Below are 21,109 nucleotides of genomic sequence, written 5' to 3'. Positions count from 1 at the left end.
ATTAACCAAAATTCATTAAAATAGAAGTATCACAAGGGAGTTCCCTTACGATAAAACAAACTCAAAGGAGAGACAAAACATGTCAATTATTACTGATGTTTACGCTCGCGAAGTCTTAGACTCACGTGGTAACCCAACAATCGAAGTAGAAGTTTATACTGAATCAGGTGCGTTTGGACGCGGTATGGTTCCTTCAGGAGCTTCAACTGGTGAACACGAAGCGGTTGAATTACGTGATGGCGACAAAGACCGTTATTTAGGTAAAGGGGTATCTAAAGCTGTGGATAACGTAAATAACGTTATTGCTGAAGCAATCATCGGTTACGATGTTCGCGATCAAATGGCTATCGATAAAGCTATGATCGAATTAGATGGAACTCCTAACAAAGGTAAATTAGGTGCGAACGCTATTCTGGGTGTTTCTATTGCTGTAGCTCGCGCTGCTGCTGACTACCTAGAAGTGCCTTTATACCACTACTTAGGCGGATTTAACACAAAAGTTTTACCAACTCCAATGATGAACATCATCAATGGTGGATCTCACTCAGATGCTCCGATTGCATTCCAAGAGTTCATGATCTTACCAGTTGGTGCACCAACATTCAAAGAAGCTTTACGTTGGGGTGCAGAAGTATTCCACGCATTAGCTAAAATCTTACATTCTCGTGGCCTAGAAACAGCTGTAGGTGACGAAGGTGGTTTTGCTCCTAAATTTGAAGGCACTGAAGACGGTGTTGAAACAATCTTAGAAGCAATTAAAGCTGCTGGTTTAGAACCAGGTAAAGATGTATTCTTAGGTTTTGACTGTGCATCTTCTGAATTCTACGAAGATGGCGTATACAACTATGCTAAATTCGAAGGTGAAGGCGGAGCGAAACGTACTGCTGCTGAACAAGTAGACTACCTAGAAGAATTAGTTAACAAATACCCAATCATCACTATCGAAGACGGTATGGATGAAAATGACTGGGATGGATGGAAACTATTAACTGAACGCTTAGGCGATAAAGTTCAATTAGTTGGTGACGATTTATTCGTAACAAACACTGAAATCTTAGCTAAAGGTATCGCTCAAGGTATTGGTAACTCAATCCTAATCAAAGTTAACCAAATTGGTACTTTAACTGAAACTTTTGAAGCTATCGAAATGGCTAAAGAAGCTGGTTACACTGCAGTTGTATCTCACCGTTCTGGTGAAACAGAAGATTCAACAATCGCTGATATCGCTGTTGCAACTAATGCTGGCCAAATCAAAACTGGTTCTCTATCACGTACTGACCGTATTGCGAAATACAACCAATTATTACGTATCGAAGACCAATTAGGTGACGTAGCTCAATACAAAGGACTACAAGCTTTCTACAACTTAAAAAATAAATAATTTTTCAAGTCAATAGAACAAAAGGGGCTGTGACATAAGTTAGTTAGTTACGTCCTCGATAAAAACAAAATGCACGCGAAAATATTTTTATTTTCGCGTGCATTTTGTTTTTTTAGTATAATTGGTTGGTTTAATTACTTATTTTTGCCAGTTTCATCATATTGATTGCCGTAATCAATAACCCTGATTGCTTTCTTACATTATCTAACCCTCGAACTGTGAATCGAGTGAAGCCTAAACAAGCCTTCATAAATCCGAAGACTGTTTCTACATCGATCTTCCTGCGACTATAAACCTTTCCGGTTTCAGGGGTAGAAAGAAGCTCATTTTGTTTGGCTTTATGATATTCCCAAGCAGGGTTTACAGTAATTTTTCTAATATACCCCTTCGGTGTTAAAGCTGCGGGAATCACTTCTTGATTTAGATCGATTTTTTCTGCTTGATATTCTTTAAAATCTCGAATAAATCCATCTTTATCGGTTCTTTTGCGATAGACATGAAAATTAAATCGCACACCTTTAGGATCGATATAGTAATCTTCCTGTTCACTGTAAGTCCAGTTCATTATTTTTTGCTCATCGGTTTTCCACTTTTTACTTTTCTCTTTTAAAAAAGTCCCGTAGGGAATAAGCGCGGTATGTTGAGGGAGTTCATCTTCTAGATATCGATAATTACTTTCAGAGCCATACCCTGCGTCTGCGACAATATATCGATGTGATTGGTTAGTCACATTCATTTTTTCAAGTAATGGTTGTAAGGTTCTAGTGTCAGTTGGGTTTTGAAAAACATCATATCCTAAAACAAATTGATTACAAGTAGCGATTTGTAAATTGTAGGCTGGCTTTAATTGACCATTCATCATATGATCTTCTTTCACGCGCATGAAAGTAGCGTCATGATCGGTCTTTGAGTAACTATTTCTGGCACCATAAATAGAAAACTGATCTTGGTGTTCAATCAGCTTCTCTCGTTTTACAGTTAATTTGCGTACTTGACTTTTTAGCGTTCTGCGCTGTTTTTTTGCAGGATTAGGTGAAATTCGTTTCGTTGACTGGACTTCTTTTTCAATTTCTTCCAATCTCAGTTCCATTCGTGTCAACAGCTCATCTACCATGTCTAGTGTAAGGGAAGTCCCTTCGGGAATCTCTTTTACTGCATACGCTTCTTTTAATTCCGTCATCAATAAAAGGAGTTTTTCACGATTCATCTGATCAAAACGGATCGTGTTTTTCTTCCAGACAAAGCTATATTTATTGGCATCGGCTAGAATTTTCGTGCCATCGATAAACAACGCATCATCAATCAGATTGCGCGCGCGAAGATACTCGGTCAGATGTGTTAATCCTTTATTCGTCAGTTCCTGCACATCATTGGACACGCAGAAACGGGCAATCGTTCGATAAGAAGGGACACGTTCTTGGGTCAACCAACGGGCATATAAATTTTCTTCAGCCAAGCGCTCAATCTTGCGACTGGTGAAGGTTTCTCTCGTATAGGCAAACAGAACCAGCTTCATCATCGCACCTAGGTCATATTCTCTAGGGCGTCCAAAAATATACGGCTCATTGATTTGAAGAGATTCAACTAATTCGTTGATGAAAACAGCGACATGATTTTCTTTGGGAGAAAATGAAGTTGATAAGTCCAAAGTGAGTTGATCCATGTTATAATAGGTATGCATATTTTTAGTCCTTTCAGGATTAAATGTTTGAAGCACAGGGTGCAATCTGTGCTTCTTTTATTTTAACTAAAAAAGCGCATGAAATGAACAGTTTTTCGTCATTTCATGCACTTTTTTGTTAGGGACTTATGTCACAGCCCCTTTTTGTTTATATATTCGTTTAAGCAAATTATGGTAAAATGAGTTGAGAGGTGATAGAGATGTGTACCAGTTTTACGTTGCAGGCAGAAAACCAAGAGAATTTTTTAGCTCGAACAATGGATTTTGCATTTCAACTAAATGGTGTTCCCATTGTGATTCCTAAAGGATATACATGGCAAACGCAATTAGGCGTTAGTGAAAGCACTCGTTTTGGGATAATCGGTACTGGCAGATGTACAGAAGAATGTATCTTAGTTGATGGCATGAATGAAAGCGGTTTATCGATAGCGGAATTGTATTTTTCGAATGAAGCAAAATATAGTGAAGCACTTGAGAAAGACAAAATTAATTTGGCACCACACGAATTTATTTTATGGATATTAGGTAATGTTGCTAGTGTCGATGAGTTGAAAACTAAAATTGAACAAATTCATCTCATTCATGCAGAAATTTCGTTATTATCTACAGTTGTTCCTTTGCATTACATTGTAACTGATAGAACGGGCGCATGCGTCGTGATAGAAACCAATAGAGGTTTGATTGAAGTGAAAGACAATCCTTTAGGTGTCATGACAAACAGTCCCGAACTCGAATGGCATTTAAAAAATTTGAGCAATTATTTGTCGTTAACACCTACGAACTATCCGTCAAGGAATTTTCTAGGTTATCAAGTAAAACTTAATGGACTCGGTTCAGGTACAGCAGCTCTACCAGGAGGGCTATCATCACCTGAACGGTTTGTTCGAGCGGTCTATCTCAAAGAATTTATAGAAAAAGGTGCAACGAGAAAGGAAACTTTAAATGCTATTTTTCATCTTTTAAACAATTTTACTATTCCGAAAGGTGTCATGTTGGAAGAAACGCATGAGCCAGAATATACACAATATCGAGTTGCTTTTAGTTTAACTGATTTAGAATATTTTTTTAGTCCGTATGAAACACAAGAAATTTTCTCCATAAAATTAAAAGATGTTTTAACAAATTTAGAAAAACCAAAAATATTTGAGATAAATAAATCTTTTACAGTTACTCAATTATAGTTGCATTGTAACCAAGAAAGAAACGGTGAGGCTGCCAATAGTCTCACTGTTTTGTTGGTCTAGAGTTCTTTTGATAAGTTGTAATCAGTACTATGATAACCAACTTTTTGATACACATGTAGCGCACGTTGATTATAGCCAAAGACATGTAAAGAAAGTTTTTTGGCCCCTAATTGTTGTGCCTGTTCTTCAAGCATGGTCATCACTAATGTACCATATCCTTGATTTTGATACTTTTCAAAAATATGAATATCATAGATAAAAATCATTTTTTCTGTTGAATCAAAGAAAATCCAGGTATGGCCAATCAACGTTTCTTTTAAATAAATGGAATACAAGTAATGATTAGGTGTATCGATTCCGTTAGGTAAGAAGTGATTGTACGATTGAACGGCTAGTTCATGAGCGTTGTTTTTAGACCATGTCCCATTTTTAACTTTGTCAGATGCATAATCTGTGATGGCATTTTTTAAATAATGCTGAAATACTTCCGTTGTCATTGCTGTCAATGTTAACATAAGGATACCTCGTTTTAGAGTGTATTATACACCTGATAAACAAGTAAATCATAAAAAGGATGAAAAAGATGACACAAAATGTTTTTGATCAAATAGCAAACAAATACGATTCACCCAAACAGCAAGCCTTAGCAAACGTGATTCGCCAAGCAATTGAGAAAGAGTGGGGCGACCAATCAGATAAACGAGTGCTTGATTTTGGTTGTGGGACAGGGTTAATCAGTTTGCCGTTAGCTCATCAAGTCAAGGAACTGCTGTTGGTGGATGTATCGACTGAAATGGTAAAAGTGACACAATAAAAAGTAACCCAACAACAGTTGCCCAACGCCACAGTGTGGAATGCTGATTTCTTACAACAACGACCAAGCTTTAAAGTTGATACTATCTTAGTTTCGTTGGTACTCTTGCATGTCCCACAAACAGAAGAAATTTTAGCCTGTTTAGCAGATATGTTAGCTGAATATGGGCAATTAATTATTGTGGACTTTGATAAAAATCCGTTGGTGTATCACGAACGAGTGCATAATGGATTTGAACAAGAACAGCTAAAACAAATTCTTGCAAAAAATTTAACAATACAGCAAAGCTATACTTTTTACGAAGGCGATCATTTGTTTATGAATCAACCAGCAACCATGTTTCTCATGCGAGCATTGAAAGAAGCAAGGGGGTAAAAGCCACTTCCACTAGTCAATTGACAAAATTTGTGATACAGTATATGAGACGATAAACAGGGTAGGAGGTTCCTAGAGTGTATAATTTTATTTTAGGAGTAGTCATTGTACTTTCATTCATTTTAATTATTGCAATCATGATGCAGCCGAGCAAACAAAATAGTGCGGCAAGTGCATTTACTGGTGGCGCGGATCAACTTTTTGGTAAACAAAAAGCACGCGGTTTTGAAGCCGTGATGCAACGAGCAACAGCAATTTTAGGTGCTGTTTGGATGATACTATTATTTGTATTAGTTTTACTATCTTCGACAAGATAAGCAAAAAAGAGTTTGGGACGGATAATTTCTCAAACTCTTTTTTTTACTTTTAATATGGTAAAATGAGAGTCAGAGAGGTGTTGTGAAGTGAAAATGAGTTTACCAAAAGAACTATTTGCAGAGCATGGAAAAAGAGCGGTGTTGTTACTACATGCCTATTCAGGCAGTCCAAATGATGTACGCATGCTTTGTAGATATTTAGAAAATGCGAATTATACTGTGTACTCACCTATGTTTGCTGGTCACGGTACATTGAATCCCAAAGATATTTTAGCAGAGGAAGTTACCACATGGTTTGAAAATACCCAAGCGGCCATTCAGTTTTTAAAAGAGAAAGGCTATCAAGAAATTGCTGTATTAGGTTTGTCAATGGGTGGGATTATGGCGATGGGGTCGTTGACTTTGGCTGATGAAGCGATTGTAGGTGGCGGTGTTTTTTGTTCGCCTATTTTTAAAGCAGAAAATCATGTGCCAGAGAATTTTGTTCTTTATGCAGAAAAAGTCTTGAGTTATTCTGACTTCACCAAAGCAGAACAACAAGCGATGTTATCTGAAATTGCTCGTGATGCACAGAAACAGTTAACAGCGATTGAAGCATTTGCACAAACTGTCAGCCAACAGCTAACGAAGATTCAAAAACCAGTCTTTTTGGCGCAGGCAGGAAAAGACAGAATGATTGATCCGTTGACTGTGTTTGAAACAGCAAAAGGATTACCCCATACGAAAGTGACATTGCAATGGTACCCTGAAAGTGGACATGTCGTCACTGTTGATAAAGAAAGAAAAGAATTTGAAAAAGACGTATTAGCTTTTATTGAAAGCTTGTCTTGGAATGAGGAATAAATAGATGAAAGAAACCATAAAAACAAAAGTTTTGCTCTTTATGGAACAAAGTCGTAAACAGAGTTTTTCAATGGAAGAACTTGCTGAAAATCTTGGATTACAAAAAAGTGAAGATTTTAAAGCATTAGTACAAACGATTGCGATGATGGAGAGAGAAAAACGAATTGTTTTCAATAAAAAAGGGAAGATTAAGCTTCCCCAACAACAAATCGTGATAGAAGGAACTTTTCGTGCAAATAGCCGAGGGTTTGGCTTTGTGACGATTGACCCAGAAGAAGATGATATTTTTATCCCGAAAGAAGCAACTGGTTATGCGATGGATGGCGATGTGGTCGCGATTGATATTGTTAAACCAGCAGATCCGTTTAGTGAACGTGGTGCAGAAGGTAAAGTTGTCGAAGTTCGCCAACGTCAAGCCCATCAAATCGTAGGAGAGTTTACAGCTTTTCCAGATGAAGAAGTTGCTGAAACGGATTTATACGGTGTGGTAAAACCCAAAGATAAAAAATTAGAAGAATTAAAAGTTTATGTCGCAGCAGAAGGAGTACGTCCGGTTGATGGCAGTATTGTGGTGGTTGAAATTACCCATTATCCTGAAAAAGGCTATGCCACAAGTTTAGAAGGCATGGTGAAACAAGTGGTCGGTCATAAAAATGATCCAGGAATGGATATTTTATCTATCGTGATTGCAAATGGCATTCCGACAAAATTTCCAGATGAAGTATTGGCAGAAGCCGATGCTGTGCCAGATACTATTGATCCGACTGCCTTTCCAGAACGCCGTGATTTACGTGACCAAATGATTGTCACGATTGATGGTGAAGATGCCAAAGACTTAGATGATGCCGTAACTGTGCGTAAATTAGCTAATGGCAATTATTTTTTAGGCGTGCATATTGCAGATGTTTCGTATTATGTGACAGAAGATAGTCAATTAGATAAAGAAGCCTTTGAACGTGGGACGAGTGTGTATTTAACGGACCGCGTGATTCCAATGTTACCACAACGTTTATCTAATGGTATTTGCTCATTAAATCCAAAAGTTCCTCGCTTAGCAATGAGTTGTGAAATGGAAATTGACCAACAAGGACAGGTGGTCTCACACGAAATTTTCCAAAGTATCATCCAAACAACGGAACGCATGACATATACTGCGGTAAATCAAATTTTAGAAGAACAAGATGCGCAAGTAATGGCACGTTATCAAGAACTAGTACCGATGTTTCAAGAGATGGGCGACTTACACCATATTTTAGAAGCAATGCGTACGCGTCGTGGTGCAGTATCGTTTGAAGACAATGAAGCAAAAGTGTTAGTTGATGGCGAAGGTCATCCATTAGATATTATTTTACGGAGCCGAGGCATTGGGGAGCGTTTGATTGAATCCTTCATGTTAGCAGCGAACGAAACGATTGCCCGACATTTCAATGACCGCAAATTACCATTTATTTATCGTATTCATGAAGATCCGAAAGAAGAGAAGCTTCGTCGATTTTTTGATTTTGCTTCTGCATTAGGAATTATCGTGAAACAAACCAAAGGATCGATTACACCAAAAGATTTACAACAAATCGTTGAGGATACGGCAGAACGTCCAGAAGCAATGGTCATCAATACGATGTTGCTAAGAAGTATGCAACAAGCCAAATACTCTGAAAATAACTATGGACATTACGGATTAGCAGCTGAAGATTACACACATTTTACGTCGCCTATTCGTCGTTATCCTGACTTGATTGTGCATCGTTTAATTCGTTCCTATGCCCAAGATATTTCAGAAGAAACTCAAGCAATTTGGGCTGAGAAACTGCCAGATATTGCTGTTCATAGTTCACAAATGGAACGTCGTGCAGTCGATGCCGAACGTGAAGTCGATGCGTTGAAGAAAGCTGAATTTATGGCAGATCACATTGATGAAGAATTTGAAGGAATTATTAGTTCTGTTGTGAAATTTGGCATTTTTGTTGAGTTGCCCAATACAATTGAAGGGCTCATTCACATTAATGAGTTGAAACAAGACTATTTCCATTATTTAGAATCACACTTAGCTTTAGTAGGTGAACGTACAGGTATGACATTTAAGATTGGTCAAAAAGTCCGCATTCGGGTTGTGAAGGCTGATCCTGAAACCAGAGAAATCGATTTTGAATTAGTAGCAGCCGAAGAAACGGAAAGCTTGCAACGAGAGCAAAATCGTCACCAACGTCGCCGTAAACCAAAAGAAGAAACTGTAAATAAGCCAAAAGAACGTAAACCCAAGCAAAAGCAAGGGAAAGGACCAAAAGGAAAGCCTAAAAAGGGGAAAAAAGCGCCTTTTTATAAAGGTGTGACTAAAAAGAAAGGCAAATAAATTACTCAAAAGTAGGTAAATGGAGGGAAAACGATGCCAAAAGGTGAAGGAAAACTGATTGCACAAAATAAAAAAGCCAGACATGATTATACCATTGTCGATACGATTGAAGCGGGTCTTGTCTTACAAGGAACAGAAATCAAATCTATTCGTAATAGTCGTATCAATCTAAAGGATGGATTTGTGCGAATTCGCAATGGAGAAGCCTTTCTTTATAACGTGCATATTAGCCCTTATGAGCAAGGAAATATTTTCAACCATGATCCGTTGCGTACACGCAAATTGTTATTGCATAAAAAGCAAATCGCAAAATTAATGGGCGAAACAAAAAACACAGGCATGACCATCGTACCTTTGAAAGTGTACATTAAAGATGGTTATGCAAAGGTTTTAATTGGCTTAGCTAAAGGGAAAAAAGATTATGATAAACGTGAAACTTTAAAACGAAAAGATCAAGAACGACAATTGCAACGTGTAATTAAAAACTTCTAACATTTCTTGTCATTTTATTAGAAATTTGATTTCTATTGAACAAGAAATATGATACTATTTACTCAAACGAAAGTGAAAGCGTTAAAGGGTTTTGAACATGAGTTGGTATATCATTACTAAATTTATAACAACGTGGATTTTCTATTCGTTTTTCAAATAAGGCATTTTGTCTAGTTTTTGCTGAAAATGCTTTGAAATTTTTCTTCTACGGTGGTATGATACCGATTGTTAAGTAAACTATGAACAAAAATGCACAAGCGTTTATGTCATAGCGTAGAAGACTATAGGAAGAGAGGTGAGAATATTGGAAGAACGTTCACTACTGTTTCAGATAGGGCCGGTATGGTTTGATGGGACAGTTATTTTGATGACACTACTTACGTGCATCATCGTATTTTCGATTGTCTTTGTTTGTACTCGCAATTTACAGATGAAGCCAAAAGGAAAACAAAATTTTATTGAATACGTCATTGACTTTGTGAGAGGAATTGCTTCTGATCAATTATCTAAAAACGAAGTTAACAACTATCATTTTTTGGCCTTTACCTTGTTTTTCTTTATTTTGATTGCTAATGAAATTGGTCTAGTTACTAAAATTGTGACCAACCATGAAGTCAGCTTATGGAAAAGCCCCACAGCTGATCCAATCGTGACGTTAAGTTTGGCTTTTATGGTTATCGTATTAACTAACTTCTTAGGAGTCAAAAAGCTAGGATTAAAAGGGTATATTAAAAATTCCTTTTTAACGCCCGTGAGTATCATTTTGCCAATTAAATTGTTAGAAGAATTCACTAATGTAATTAGTTTAGGATTACGTTTGTACGGAAATATTTTTGCAGGTGAAGTTCTTTTAAGTTTGATTGTTTCTATGGTAAATAATCTGGGTTGGATCGCGTTACCACTAGCTATCCCATTAGAAATGACTTGGATTGGATTCTCCTTATTCATTGGAGGGATTCAAGCATATGTTTTTGTTACATTAACAATGGTATTTTTAAGTCACAAAATAGAAATGGAACACTAATAGATTGTTTATATTTTAGGAGGAAGAAATATTATGGAATTTATCGCAGCAGGAATGGCAATTATCGGATCAGCTCTAGGAGCAGCTTATGGTAACTCACAAGTTGTTAAACAAGCATTGGAATCAATGGCTCGTCAACCAGAAATGGCAAAAGAATTACGTTCAACAATGATTTTAGGTATGGCGTTTATCGAAGCTGTGCCAATCTTGGGTATTGTTATTGCTTTACTTCTTGTTTTATAAGACACCAATTAAAGCAGAAGTTATAAATCTTCTGCTTTTTTTGTGACACATGAAGTGTATTTACAAGAAACAAAATTTCAAGTAAAGGAGTTACAGTATATGCTAAATCACTTGGTTCTGTCATCGGCAGAAGTGCATAATACAATGATCAGTAATTTTGTTGTTGTTACAGGCTCATTTGTTCTCTTGCTTGTGCTTTTGAAGATTTTTGCATGGGACTCCATCGCAGCAATCATGAAAAAACGGGAAGATAAGATTGCGAATGATTTAGATTCAGCAGAAAAATCTCGCATTGAAGCAGCAAAATTGGAAAAAGAACGCCAAATGCAGTTGGCGAATTCGCAAACAGAAGCTGCCGAGATTATTAAAAATGCACGAGATAGTGGGGAATCAAGCCGCCAAACAATTTTGAAAGATGCCGAAGTAGAAGTCACTCAAATGAGAGACAAAGCGCATAATGACATCGCAAACGAACGTCAAGCTGCGTTATCATCTGTAAAAGATGAAATTGCCGGTATTTCTCTTCAAATTGCCGAGAAAATCTTAAATCAAGAACTATCTCTTGAATCTCATAAAGCATTGATTGATCAATGTATTGATGGATTAGGAACAACCGATGAAGCTAGATAAAATCACCGTTGCTAAACGTTACGGCAAAGCGTTATTTGAATTGGCGGTCGAATCTCAACAAGCCGAAGACGTATACAATGAGTTATTGAAAGTACGACAAATATTTGAAGACATCCCACAATTGGGAGACTTATTAAGTGATGTTCGATTGGATCTAAACGAGAAACGTAACGTAATGGACAATCTTGTGAAAGGGTTCGATGGAATCGTTCGCAATGCTTTAGAAGTTATCTATCAATATAATCGTATGTACGACATACTATTAATTATCGATGAATACGAGAGACGATTCAATGATCGGAACAACCTTGTTTTAGGAAGTGTGACGACTGCGGTTCCACTGACCAAAGAACAAAAAGCGAAACTAACTCAAAAAGTAGCAAACCAATTAGGTTACCAAAAAGCAGAGTTAACGGAAAAAGTTGACCCCAATATACTTGGCGGTGTAATCGTTGAAGCGAATCACCATGTCATTGATGGGAGTATTAGAAGCCGTTTAGAATATTTGCGAAAAGAATTGCGCAAATAATACAAACAGTAAGAGGTGAATCGAATGGCCATTAAAGCAGAAGAAATCAGTGCTTTGATTAAAGATCAGATAAAAAATTATCAAAGTAAGATTTCCGTCGAAGAAGTAGGAACGGTTACTTACATTGGTGATGGTATCGCCCGTGCGCATGGACTAGAAAATGCGATGAGCGGCGAGTTGCTTGAATTTTCAAATGGTGCTTTCGGTATGGCACAAAATTTAGAGTCTAATGATGTAGGGATCATTATTTTAGGAGATTTTGAAACCATTCGCGAAGGAGATACAGTAAAACGAACAGGACGTATTATGGAAGTTCCTGTAGGAGATTCTTTAATCGGTCGCGTAGTGAATCCATTGGGACAACCAATCGATGGCTATGGTCCAATTAAAACAGATACATTCCGCCCTGTAGAAGCTGAAGCACCAGGTGTTATGGATCGTAAATCCGTTTCTGAACCAATGCAAACAGGTTTAAAAGCGATTGATGCATTAGTTCCAATCGGTCGTGGACAACGTGAGTTAGTTATTGGTGATAGAAAAACTGGGAAAACATCTATTGCGATTGATACAATTATCAACCAAAAAGGTCAAGATATGATTTGTATTTATGTCGCAATTGGACAAAAAGATTCTACCGTTCGTACGCAAGTAGAAACACTGCGTAGATACGGTGCGATGGATTATACCATCGTTGTCTCTGCAGGTGCTTCTCAACCTGCACCATTGTTATATATTGCTCCTTATGCTGGAACAGCGATTGGAGAAGAATTTATGTACAACGGGAAACACGTGCTAATCGTTTTTGATGATTTATCAAAACAAGCCGTTGCTTACCGTGAACTTTCCTTACTATTACGTCGTCCTCCAGGTCGTGAAGCATATCCAGGGGATGTCTTCTACTTGCATTCTCGTTTATTAGAACGTGCAGCAAAATTAAGTGACGAATTAGGTGGCGGTTCAATGACTGCGTTACCATTTGTTGAAACACAAGCAGGAGATATTTCTGCCTATATTCCAACAAACGTAATTTCTATTACGGATGGACAAATTTTCTTAGAAAGTGATTTGTTCTATTCAGGTGTTCGTCCAGCTGTCGCAGCCGGATTATCTGTATCACGTGTAGGTGGTTCAGCGCAAATTAAAGCAATGAAAAAAGTTGCTGGTACATTGCGCTTAGACTTAGCGAGTTATCGTGAATTAGAAGCCTTCACCCAATTTGGTTCAGACTTAGATGCAGCGACACAAGCCAAATTAAATCGTGGTCGCCGTACAGTTGAAATCTTAAAACAAAAATCTCATTCACCACTTCCTGTGGAGAAACAAGTAGTTATTTTGTATGCATTAACACGTGGATTCATTGATAGTGTTCCTGTAAATAGCATTTTGGACTTTGAAGCAGAATTGTTTGATTACTTAGAAGCCAACCATGCAAATTTATTTGAAACAATTCGTACAACACATGATTTACCAGCAGAAGCTGATTTAAATCAAGCAATTAAAGAATTCCAAGAGTTATTTATGGCAGGCAAAAGCAGTCAAAACAAAGAGTTTATTAAAGAACATTTAGCGACGATGGAGCAAGCGTAAAAGAGGTGAAGAATAATGGGTGCTTCTCTAAATGAAATAAAACAACGGATTACTTCCACAAAGAAGACCAGTCAAATCACCAGAGCGATGCAAATGGTATCAGCTTCGAAACTGACCAAATCAGAAGCGCACTCCAATCAGTTTCAAATTTATGCCAAAAAAGTGCGTGAATTAGTAACGCATATTACGAAAAGTCAGTTAATTGAGATGGAAAAATCAGAAAAGAAACAAGAACTAGACTTTAATAGTATGTTAGTGAGTCGACCAGTTAAAAAAACAGGCTACATTGTTATTACTTCAGATGGTGGATTAGTGGGTGGATATAATAGTTCTATTTTGAAACAAATGATGACAATGTTAAAAAAAGACCATAAATCTTCTGATGAATACGTAATGATTTCAATTGGAGCGACAGGTGCAGCGTTTTTTAAAGCACGCGATATTCCTCTTGCTTATGAATTACGTAATTTATCAGATCAACCAAGTTTTGAAGAAGTAAGAAAAATTGTAAATATGACGGTTTCAATGTACCAAAATGAAGTGTTTGATGAACTATATGTTTGTTATAACCATCATGTCAATTCATTAACTAGTCAATTTCGTATGGAAAAAATGTTGCCTATTACAACAATTGATCCCGACGAAGCGATTACGTATGAACAAGAGTACATTTTTGAGCCTTCTAAAGAAGCAATTTTAAATCAATTACTTCCACAATACGCAGAAAGTTTGATTTATGGTGCCATTGTTGATGCAAAAACTGCTGAACATGCGGCTGGTATGACAGCAATGAAAACAGCAACAGACAATGCAGGAAATATTATTGATGATTTAACGATTTCTTATAATCGTGCACGTCAAGGGGCAATTACCCAAGAGATTACTGAAATTGTGGGTGGAGCAGCTGCTCTCGAATAATTTCGTGAATGAATGGAGGAAAACAAATGAGTTCAGGCAAGATTGTTCAAGTCATCGGTCCCGTAGTTGACGTGGAATTTTCTTTGGACCAATCCTTACCAGACATCAACAATGCGTTGGTGGTCTATAAAAAGAATGATGAAAAAACAAAAGTGGTACTTGAAACAGCTTTAGAACTTGGTGATGGTGTCGTACGTACGATTGCTATGTCGTCAACAGACGGTTTGCAACGTGGGATGGAAGTCATCGATACAGGAGCATCAATTTCTGTTCCTGTTGGGAAAGAGACATTAGGACGTGTATTTAACGTTTTAGGGGAGACTATCGACTTAGATGGTCCATTCCCAGAAGAAGTAGCACGAGATGGTATTCATAAAAAGGCACCTGATTTTGATGAATTAAGTACAAGTACGGAGATTCTTGAAACAGGGATTAAAGTAATCGATTTATTAGCGCCTTACTTAAAAGGTGGGAAAGTTGGTTTATTCGGTGGTGCCGGTGTAGGTAAAACGGTATTAATTCAAGAATTGATTAACAATATTGCGCAAGAACATGGTGGTATTTCAGTATTTGCGGGTGTTGGTGAGCGTACTCGTGAAGGAAATGACCTTTATTATGAAATGAAAGAGTCGGGCGTTATTGAGAAAACAGCGATGGTTTTTGGACAAATGAACGAACCACCAGGTGCACGTATGCGAGTTGCTTTAACTGGTTTAACCATTGCAGAATACTTCCGTGATGTTGAAGGACAAGATGTATTACTATTTATTGATAACATTTTCCGTTTTACTCAAGCTGGTTCAGAAGTTTCAGCTTTATTAGGACGTATGCCTTCAGCGGTAGGGTATCAACCGACATTAGCAACAGAAATGGGACAATTACAAGAACGTATTACGTCAACGAAAAAAGGCTCAATTACATCAATTCAAGCAATTTATGTACCAGCCGATGACTATACGGATCCGGCACCAGCAACAGCCTTTGCCCATTTAGATGCAACAACGAACTTGGAGCGTAAATTAACAGAACAAGGGATTTATCCTGCGGTTGATCCATTAGCTTCTTCTTCTAGTGCTTTGGCACCAGAAATTGTTGGCGAAGAACATTATCAAATTGCTAGTGAAGTTCAACGTACTTTACAACGTTACCGTGAGTTACAAGATATTATCGCTATCTTAGGGATGGATGAACTATCGGATGAAGAGAAAGTATTGGTATCACGCGCTCGTCGTATCCAATTCTTCTTATCACAAAACTTCCACGTAGCGGAACAATTCACTGGTCAACCAGGATCATATGTACCTGTAAAAGAAACTATCAAAGGATTTAGAGAGATTCTTGATGGGAAATACGATGAACTTCCGGAAGAAGCTTTCCGTAGTGTCGGACGTATCGAAGAAGTAATTGAAAAAGCGCAAAACTTAGGATACTAGAAAGAGGTGCCTTATGGATCAACATTTAACGGTCAATATTGTGACACCTAGTGGCGTGGTGTATGATCATCATGCGAAAATCGTTGTAGTAAAGACAGTAGATGGTGAAATGGGGATTTTACCTCATCATGCGCCGATTATTGCGCCCTTGATTATTGATGAGGTACGTGTGAATCGAATTGATTCAGAGACACATGTCGATTGGATTGCCGTAAATGGTGGAATTATGGAAGTCCGTGATAATGTTGTAACCATCATTGCGGATAGTGCCGAACGTGAACGTGAAATTGATATTGCTCGTGCCCAACGAGCAAAAGAACGTGCGGAACGCATGATTGCAGAAGCAAAAGCACACGATAATGTTGATGAATTGAGTCGTGCGACGGTTGCGTTACATCGTGCATTGAATCGGATTAATGTATCAAATCATCTATAAAACGTAAGAACTTTCTCTTTATGAGAAGGTTCTTCTTTTTATATAACAAGTGTGAAAGGCATGTCCACTAGACAGGATATATTGTTGTTGGAATAGGCTTTAGAGAGAAAAAACATTATGAAAAAAACATTAAAAAGTTTTTGAAAAAACGTTTTAAAATCTTTTTTACGGGGACAATATTTTTTTATTTTCTTGATTTGTGGTATTATCTAGATGTTGAATTTTCGTAAAGAAGGAGTTGTCATATGCAAGTATATGGTATTGATGCAATGATTCGAATTGTTAGCCATTTAGCATTTATCTATTTAACTTTTTGGGCGTTAGGTTCTCTTAGAATCGAAACGTTTTTCAAAGCCCTTCATACAACGCAAATTCGCTTAATTCTTGTATTAATTTCAGTGGCTATAGGTTTTACTGCCAGTAATTTTTTTCTCGAAATTATCATTTTATGCAAGAATTTATTTTTAGTAGGTTTTTAACAAGACTGCGTGCTATTTAAAATAAGATGAATATGCTATAATAAAAAAGATTTTGATTGAAATGTCACATAGCGTTCTATTTGGAGGGAACAAGATGGAAGAGATTATCGTTCAAGGTGGTAATCAGTTAAAAGGAACTGTAAAAATTGAAGGAGCTAAAAATGCGGTTTTACCAATTTTAGCTGCCAGTTTATTAGCGGAAGAGGGTACAACAACATTAAGTAATGTCCCAATTCTTTCTGATGTATTTACGATGAACAAAGTGATTCACCACTTAAATGTAGATATTGATTTTGACACAGATAAAAATGAAGTAACAATTGATGCATCACGTCAATTAGAAATTGAAGCACCGTATGAATATGTTAGCAAAATGCGTGCATCAATCGTTGTGATGGGGCCTTTATTGGCACGTAACGGTCACGCGAAAGTTGCCATGCCTGGTGGATGTGCGATTGGCAAACGTCCAATTGATTTACATCTAAAAGGTTTCCAAGCATTAGGGGCTAAAATTATTCAAAGAGATGGCTATATTGAAGCAATCGCTGATGAATTAATTGGAAATAATATTTATTTAGATTTCCCAAGTGTGGGTGCAACACAAAACATCATGATGGCAGCTGTTAAAGCAAAAGGAACAACAACCATCGATAACGTAGCGAGAGAACCTGAAATCGTGGATCTTGCAAACATTTTAAATAAAATGGGTGCGAAGATTCATGGTGCAGGTACTGAAACAATGCGTATTGAAGGTGTGGATCATCTTCATGCAGTGGAACACGCTATTGTTCAAGACCGTATTGAAGCAGGTACCTTTATGGTTGCAGCTGCAATGACAGAAGGAAATGTGTTAATTCAAGATGCTATTTCTGAACATAATCGTCCATTATTATCTAAATTAGTGGAAATGGGTGCTAAAGTGATTGAGGAAGAAAACGGTGTACGTATTATTGGTCCAAAAGACTTAAAAGCGACTGACGTTAAAACAATGCCTCACCCTGGTTTCCCAACAGATATGCAAGCACAAATGACAGCAATTCAAGTAGTTGCTAATGGAACAAGCGTTGTAACGGAAACAGTTTTTGAGAATCGCTTCCAACATTTAGATGAAATGATTCGTATGAATGCTCATGTTAAAATTGATGGAAATGTTGCTATTATCGAAGGTGGCCATCAATTACAAGGTGCACTTGTCTATGCCACAGATTTACGTGCAGCAGCAGCGTTGATTTTAGCTGGATTGAAAGCAACTGGACGTACACGTGTCCGTAATTTAAAATACTTAGATCGTGGCTACTATAAATTCCACGAAAAATTACAAAAATTAGGCGCAAATGTAGAACGAGTAAGTTCTGAAGAAACTGTAGAAGAAGCGGTTGTTACACAACCATAAGGAGGATGGCAGAATGGAAATAAGTGAAGACATTCTAAAAACCCTAATTAAAATTCTATCGATTGTGTTTGGCGCAATTTTGTTGTTTTTCATTGGTTTAATGATTGGTTATGGTGGCATTGGAGACGGTTCTCCTTTCCTTGTTTTCAATCGTGAACTGTGGCAACATATTCTAGATTTTTTCAATATTTAAAGTATGAAGAGAAAAGCAGGTCAACAGCTGTTTTTCTCTTTTTATTTTAGTTAAAAGAAGCTATACTTTGAATGAAAGAGGGAAAGTTATGCAAAAGATTTTAATTTATTTTGTGCGAGGGTACCAACGATTTATCTCACCGTTATTTCCACCAAGTTGTCGGTACTATCCAACTTGTTCGAGTTATACGATTGATGCTATTCAAGTACATGGTGCAATGAAGGGGACATTAATGGGAATCTCACGTATTTTGCGTTGCCATCCTTTTGTCAAAGGTGGTATTGATTATGTTCCAAGAAAATTTACTTTAAAGAGAAATACAGTGGATGAGATTCGTCCGAATTATACGTACAAAAAAGAAAATAAGAAATGAAAAAGATTCACAATCTCGGGGATCTTTTTCATTTTTTTTATGAAAATTTGGTGTTTTTCTTAAATAAAAGCGTGTGGGAAAAGATTATTGAAGCGCGATATTATCGTTTTATTGGTACTTTGTCAAAATGTATAAAATATTCTGAAAATTCATTGACAATTACTGAAAAATTCTGTATATTAATTTCATACTCAGGGGAGTAAAAGAGGGAGGAATTCAGTATGAAAAAGAAATTTGCATTTTTATTTGCTAGTTTGTTTCTACTAGGTGCTTGTAGCGCTGGCCCAAGTGGTGGCGGTAGTTCAAATGGCGGGGCTTCTGGCGGAAACACACAAGAGGGTGACACAATTAAGATTGGTTTAAACCTTGAATTGTCAGGACCAGTTGCCGGATATGGTACACAAGAAAAAGAAGGTGTCGAATTAGCTGTTGAAAAAATCAACGCTGAAGGTGGTATCTTAGGTAAAGATGTAGAATTAGTAGTAAAAGATAATAAATCTGATAGTAATGAAGCGGCTACAGCTGCAGCAAACTTAGCAACAAATGATGGTGTGGTTGCAATTATTGGCCCAGCAACAACTGGAGCAAGTAAAGCAGCGATTCCTAACGTAACAAAAGCACAAGTACCAATGATTACACCTTCTGGTACAGATGATGCAATTACTGTTAGTGGAGATAAAGTTCAAGAATATGTTTTCCGTTCTTGTTTCCAAGATAGTTTCCAAGGAGTTATCTTAGCAAACTATGCGGATGAAACATTATCTGCGAAAAAAGCCGTTATTTTTGGCGATAATTCAAGTGATTATGCGATTGGTTTAACAAAAGCCTTTGAAAGTGCTTATGATGGCGAAATCGTTTTAAGAGAAAACTTTACAAAAAATGACAAAGATTTCCAAGCTCAGTTAACAAAAATTAAAAATGCTGACTTTGATGTATTATACTTACCAGGTTACTATGAAGAAGCTGGTTTAATCATTAAACAAGCTCGTGAAATGGGTATTGAACAACCGATTTTAGGTGCAGATGGTTTCGGTGATGAAAAAATGATTCAACTTGCCGGTGCTGAAAATGTATCGAATGTCTTCTATACAGGTCACTTCTCTGCATTAGCTCCAGCCAATGATTCTGTACAACCATTTATCGATGCGTTCAAAGAAAAATATGGTAAAGAGCCATCTACTTTCAATGCATTAGCTTACGATGCAATGTTCATGGTGAAAGCAGCGATTGAATCACAAGATGCGGCTGATTCAGCAGCAATCACAAAAGGTCTTGCTGAATTGAAAGACTTTGTTGGTGTAACAGGTAATATTACAATGGATGCAAACCATAACCCAGAAAAATCAGCTGTTGTTATCGGTTTTACAGATGGTAAAGAAAGTTCAGCTGACACAGTAAATCCATAATTGGATGAATTGAACAAATAAGAGCTGGGACAAAATCAAACAATCGGTTTTGTCACAGCTTTTATTTTTTGCTACAGCGAACAAAAAATAAATGTATTAAAAACTATTTGGATGTGATAAAGATGGAAGTAATGATCCAGCAATTAATCAACGGCCTATTCCTAGGTAGCATCTATGCCTTGATGGCACTAGGTTACACAATGGTATATGGTATTATTAAACTTATTAACTTTGCTCACGGCGAAATTTATATGATTGGGAGTTTCATCGGTTATTTTTTGATTAATTCATTTAATACTTGGGGAATTTTACCAAATGCTTGGGGCTTTTTCGTTGCTATGCTTATTTCAATGGCAGCTAGCGCATTATTAGGCGTTGCTGTAGAATTTTTAGCGTATCGACCTTTAAGAAAATCGACACGTATCGCAGCATTAATTACGGCGATTGGGGTATCTTATTTGTTACAAAACGTAATGATCTATTTCTTTTCACCAGATACACGCCCATTCCCACAAGCAATTGCTCGCCAAACGTTTTCAATTGGCTTCGTGTCAGTAAGTAATATTCAATTATTGATTTTAGGCATTTCTGTCTCATTAATGATTATTTTACAATTAATTGTTCAAAAAACACGGATGGGAAAAGCGATGCGTGCAGTAAGTGTTGATACAGATGCAGCACAATTAATGGGAATTAACGTGAACCGTACGATTTCATTTACTTTTGCTTTAGGTTCTGCATTAGCAGCGGCTGGTGGGATGTTAATTGGTTTGTATTACAATTCAATTGATCCGATGATGGGTGTCGCTCCCGGCTTGAAATCTTTCGTTGCGGCAGTATTGGGCGGTATTGGTATTATTCCTGGCGCAGCACTTGGTGGTTTTGCGATTGGTTTAATCGAAACAATGTCAACAGCACTTGGTTTTTCTGACTACAAAGATGCCTTAGTGTATGCAGTGTTGATTATTATCCTATTGATTCGTCCTGCTGGAATTCTTGGCAAAAATATTAAAGAGAAAGTGTAGGTG

23 protein-coding genes and 1 pseudogene are annotated in these 21,109 nt (G+C 37.2%); 22 read left to right on the top strand and 2 right to left on the bottom strand.

The window, feature by feature from the left end:
• Window positions 1-79: 79 nt before the first annotated feature.
• Window positions 80-1,381, top strand: coding sequence for a surface-displayed alpha-enolase (eno, locus tag PYW32_RS09335; protein WP_016174565.1), 1,302 nt, complete (start codon window positions 80-82; stop codon window positions 1,379-1,381).
• A gap of 139 nt (window positions 1,382-1,520) precedes the next feature.
• Here the strand turns inward: eno and PYW32_RS09330 are convergent.
• Window positions 1,521-3,062: pseudogene (locus PYW32_RS09330) on the bottom strand (IS1182 family transposase); the annotation flags it as partial.
• A 200-nt stretch (window positions 3,063-3,262) separates the two neighbouring features.
• On the opposite strand from PYW32_RS09330, the gene PYW32_RS09325 reads away from it, so the two are divergent.
• Complete coding sequence (locus PYW32_RS09325) at window positions 3,263-4,243, top strand: choloylglycine hydrolase family protein (protein ID WP_016174567.1); 981 nt, start codon at window positions 3,263-3,265, stop codon at window positions 4,241-4,243.
• Window positions 4,244-4,302: 59 nt separating this feature from the next.
• Here PYW32_RS09325 and PYW32_RS09320 read toward each other — a convergent pair whose 3' ends face one another.
• Window positions 4,303-4,761, bottom strand: coding sequence for a GNAT family N-acetyltransferase (locus PYW32_RS09320; protein ID WP_016174568.1), 459 nt, complete (start codon window positions 4,759-4,761; stop codon window positions 4,303-4,305).
• A 68-nt stretch (window positions 4,762-4,829) separates the two neighbouring features.
• On the opposite strand from PYW32_RS09320, the gene PYW32_RS09315 reads away from it, so the two are divergent.
• The 20 genes from PYW32_RS09315 to PYW32_RS09220 all read left to right on the top strand — a co-directional run bounded on the left by PYW32_RS09315 (window position 4,830) and on the right by PYW32_RS09220 (window position 21,106).
• Complete coding sequence (locus PYW32_RS09315) at window positions 4,830-5,060, top strand: methyltransferase domain-containing protein (RefSeq protein ID WP_016174569.1); 231 nt, start codon at window positions 4,830-4,832, stop codon at window positions 5,058-5,060.
• An 18-nt stretch (window positions 5,061-5,078) separates the two neighbouring features.
• Window positions 5,079-5,435 carry a class I SAM-dependent methyltransferase gene (locus PYW32_RS09310; protein ID WP_245558522.1) on the top strand — a complete coding sequence of 119 codons (357 nt, stop codon included), beginning with the start codon at window positions 5,079-5,081 and terminating at the stop codon, window positions 5,433-5,435.
• Between the two features lie 77 nt (window positions 5,436-5,512).
• Window positions 5,513-5,752 (top strand): preprotein translocase subunit SecG, encoded by a 240-nt coding sequence (gene secG / locus PYW32_RS09305; protein ID WP_016174571.1) that lies wholly within the window; start codon window positions 5,513-5,515, stop codon window positions 5,750-5,752.
• 93 nt (window positions 5,753-5,845) lie between these two features.
• On the top strand, window positions 5,846-6,595 hold the full coding sequence (locus PYW32_RS09300; RefSeq protein WP_211210773.1) for an alpha/beta hydrolase: 750 nt from the start codon (window positions 5,846-5,848) through the stop codon (window positions 6,593-6,595).
• 4 nt (window positions 6,596-6,599) lie between these two features.
• Entirely contained in the window at window positions 6,600-8,945 is a 2,346-nt protein-coding gene (gene rnr / locus PYW32_RS09295; RefSeq protein ID WP_016174573.1) for a ribonuclease R, read from the top strand.
• 33 nt (window positions 8,946-8,978) lie between these two features.
• On the top strand, window positions 8,979-9,437 hold the full coding sequence (smpB, locus tag PYW32_RS09290; protein ID WP_016174574.1) for an SsrA-binding protein SmpB: 459 nt from the start codon (window positions 8,979-8,981) through the stop codon (window positions 9,435-9,437).
• Window positions 9,438-9,741: 304 nt separating this feature from the next.
• Entirely contained in the window at window positions 9,742-10,461 is a 720-nt protein-coding gene (gene atpB / locus PYW32_RS09285) for a F0F1 ATP synthase subunit A (protein ID WP_016174575.1), read from the top strand.
• A gap of 33 nt (window positions 10,462-10,494) precedes the next feature.
• Complete coding sequence (atpE, locus tag PYW32_RS09280; RefSeq protein WP_016174576.1) at window positions 10,495-10,704, top strand: ATP synthase F0 subunit C; 210 nt, start codon at window positions 10,495-10,497, stop codon at window positions 10,702-10,704.
• 99 nt (window positions 10,705-10,803) lie between these two features.
• Entirely contained in the window at window positions 10,804-11,334 is a 531-nt protein-coding gene (gene atpF, locus PYW32_RS09275) for a F0F1 ATP synthase subunit B (protein ID WP_016174577.1), read from the top strand.
• A complete protein-coding gene (locus tag PYW32_RS09270) occupies window positions 11,321-11,863 on the top strand; it encodes a F0F1 ATP synthase subunit delta (protein WP_016174578.1) in 543 nt (180 codons plus the stop codon). The genes atpF and PYW32_RS09270 overlap by 14 nt, the downstream gene beginning before the upstream one ends.
• A 24-nt stretch (window positions 11,864-11,887) precedes the next feature.
• Window positions 11,888-13,450 carry a F0F1 ATP synthase subunit alpha gene (gene atpA / locus PYW32_RS09265; protein ID WP_016174579.1) on the top strand — a complete coding sequence of 521 codons (1,563 nt, stop codon included), beginning with the start codon at window positions 11,888-11,890 and terminating at the stop codon, window positions 13,448-13,450.
• Between the two features lie 15 nt (window positions 13,451-13,465).
• Window positions 13,466-14,368, top strand: a complete 903-nt coding sequence (locus tag PYW32_RS09260) for a F0F1 ATP synthase subunit gamma (protein ID WP_016174580.1) — start codon at window positions 13,466-13,468, stop codon at window positions 14,366-14,368.
• A 26-nt stretch (window positions 14,369-14,394) separates the two neighbouring features.
• Entirely contained in the window at window positions 14,395-15,801 is a 1,407-nt protein-coding gene (atpD, locus tag PYW32_RS09255; RefSeq protein WP_016174581.1) for a F0F1 ATP synthase subunit beta, read from the top strand.
• Between the two features lie 13 nt (window positions 15,802-15,814).
• The gene (locus PYW32_RS09250; protein ID WP_016174582.1) at window positions 15,815-16,237 is read left to right on the top strand and encodes a F0F1 ATP synthase subunit epsilon; all 423 of its coding nucleotides are present in this window, start codon (window positions 15,815-15,817) and stop codon (window positions 16,235-16,237) included.
• Window positions 16,238-16,482: 245 nt separating this feature from the next.
• Window positions 16,483-16,716, top strand: a complete 234-nt coding sequence (locus PYW32_RS09245; protein WP_016174583.1) for a DUF1146 family protein — start codon at window positions 16,483-16,485, stop codon at window positions 16,714-16,716.
• A gap of 94 nt (window positions 16,717-16,810) precedes the next feature.
• Window positions 16,811-18,109, top strand: coding sequence for a UDP-N-acetylglucosamine 1-carboxyvinyltransferase (murA, locus tag PYW32_RS09240; RefSeq protein WP_016174584.1), 1,299 nt, complete (start codon window positions 16,811-16,813; stop codon window positions 18,107-18,109).
• Between the two features lie 13 nt (window positions 18,110-18,122).
• Window positions 18,123-18,302 carry a DNA-directed RNA polymerase subunit beta gene (locus tag PYW32_RS09235; protein WP_016174585.1) on the top strand — a complete coding sequence of 60 codons (180 nt, stop codon included), beginning with the start codon at window positions 18,123-18,125 and terminating at the stop codon, window positions 18,300-18,302.
• An 88-nt stretch (window positions 18,303-18,390) separates the two neighbouring features.
• Complete coding sequence (gene yidD, locus PYW32_RS09230) at window positions 18,391-18,675, top strand: membrane protein insertion efficiency factor YidD (protein WP_016174586.1); 285 nt, start codon at window positions 18,391-18,393, stop codon at window positions 18,673-18,675.
• A gap of 221 nt (window positions 18,676-18,896) precedes the next feature.
• The gene (locus PYW32_RS09225; protein WP_016174588.1) at window positions 18,897-20,081 is read left to right on the top strand and encodes an ABC transporter substrate-binding protein; all 1,185 of its coding nucleotides are present in this window, start codon (window positions 18,897-18,899) and stop codon (window positions 20,079-20,081) included.
• 122 nt (window positions 20,082-20,203) lie between these two features.
• The gene (locus tag PYW32_RS09220) at window positions 20,204-21,106 is read left to right on the top strand and encodes a branched-chain amino acid ABC transporter permease (RefSeq protein ID WP_016174589.1); all 903 of its coding nucleotides are present in this window, start codon (window positions 20,204-20,206) and stop codon (window positions 21,104-21,106) included.
• Window positions 21,107-21,109: the final 3 nt, after the last annotated feature.

This window comes from Enterococcus saccharolyticus subsp. saccharolyticus (assembly GCF_029023825.1).
GTDB classification, from domain to species: domain Bacteria; phylum Bacillota; class Bacilli; order Lactobacillales; family Enterococcaceae; genus Enterococcus_F; species Enterococcus_F saccharolyticus.
Note: the sequence above shows the minus strand (reverse complement) of the source record. Positions and strands in the feature narration are given on the sequence as shown.

Bases quoted from the DNA above. Each gene is read 5' to 3' on its own strand.
- eno (WP_016174565.1), top strand. From the start codon at position 80: ATGTCAATTATTACTGATGTTTACGCTCGCGAAGTCTTAGACTCACGT.
- PYW32_RS09325 (WP_016174567.1), top strand. From the start codon at position 3,263: ATGTGTACCAGTTTTACGTTGCAGGCAGAAAACCAAGAGAATTTTTTA.
- PYW32_RS09320 (WP_016174568.1), bottom strand. From the start codon at position 4,761: ATGTTAACATTGACAGCAATGACAACGGAAGTATTTCAGCATTATTTA.
- PYW32_RS09315 (WP_016174569.1), top strand. From the start codon at position 4,830: ATGACACAAAATGTTTTTGATCAAATAGCAAACAAATACGATTCACCC.
- PYW32_RS09300 (WP_211210773.1), top strand. From the start codon at position 5,846: ATGAGTTTACCAAAAGAACTATTTGCAGAGCATGGAAAAAGAGCGGTG.
- rnr (WP_016174573.1), top strand. From the start codon at position 6,600: ATGAAAGAAACCATAAAAACAAAAGTTTTGCTCTTTATGGAACAAAGT.
- smpB (WP_016174574.1), top strand. From the start codon at position 8,979: ATGCCAAAAGGTGAAGGAAAACTGATTGCACAAAATAAAAAAGCCAGA.
- atpE (WP_016174576.1), top strand. From the start codon at position 10,495: ATGGAATTTATCGCAGCAGGAATGGCAATTATCGGATCAGCTCTAGGA.
- atpF (WP_016174577.1), top strand. From the start codon at position 10,804: ATGCTAAATCACTTGGTTCTGTCATCGGCAGAAGTGCATAATACAATG.
- PYW32_RS09270 (WP_016174578.1), top strand. From the start codon at position 11,321: ATGAAGCTAGATAAAATCACCGTTGCTAAACGTTACGGCAAAGCGTTA.
- atpA (WP_016174579.1), top strand. From the start codon at position 11,888: ATGGCCATTAAAGCAGAAGAAATCAGTGCTTTGATTAAAGATCAGATA.
- PYW32_RS09260 (WP_016174580.1), top strand. From the start codon at position 13,466: ATGGGTGCTTCTCTAAATGAAATAAAACAACGGATTACTTCCACAAAG.
- atpD (WP_016174581.1), top strand. From the start codon at position 14,395: ATGAGTTCAGGCAAGATTGTTCAAGTCATCGGTCCCGTAGTTGACGTG.
- PYW32_RS09250 (WP_016174582.1), top strand. From the start codon at position 15,815: ATGGATCAACATTTAACGGTCAATATTGTGACACCTAGTGGCGTGGTG.
- PYW32_RS09245 (WP_016174583.1), top strand. From the start codon at position 16,483: ATGCAAGTATATGGTATTGATGCAATGATTCGAATTGTTAGCCATTTA.
- murA (WP_016174584.1), top strand. From the start codon at position 16,811: ATGGAAGAGATTATCGTTCAAGGTGGTAATCAGTTAAAAGGAACTGTA.
- PYW32_RS09235 (WP_016174585.1), top strand. From the start codon at position 18,123: ATGGAAATAAGTGAAGACATTCTAAAAACCCTAATTAAAATTCTATCG.
- yidD (WP_016174586.1), top strand. From the start codon at position 18,391: ATGCAAAAGATTTTAATTTATTTTGTGCGAGGGTACCAACGATTTATC.
- PYW32_RS09225 (WP_016174588.1), top strand. From the start codon at position 18,897: ATGAAAAAGAAATTTGCATTTTTATTTGCTAGTTTGTTTCTACTAGGT.
- PYW32_RS09220 (WP_016174589.1), top strand. From the start codon at position 20,204: ATGGAAGTAATGATCCAGCAATTAATCAACGGCCTATTCCTAGGTAGC.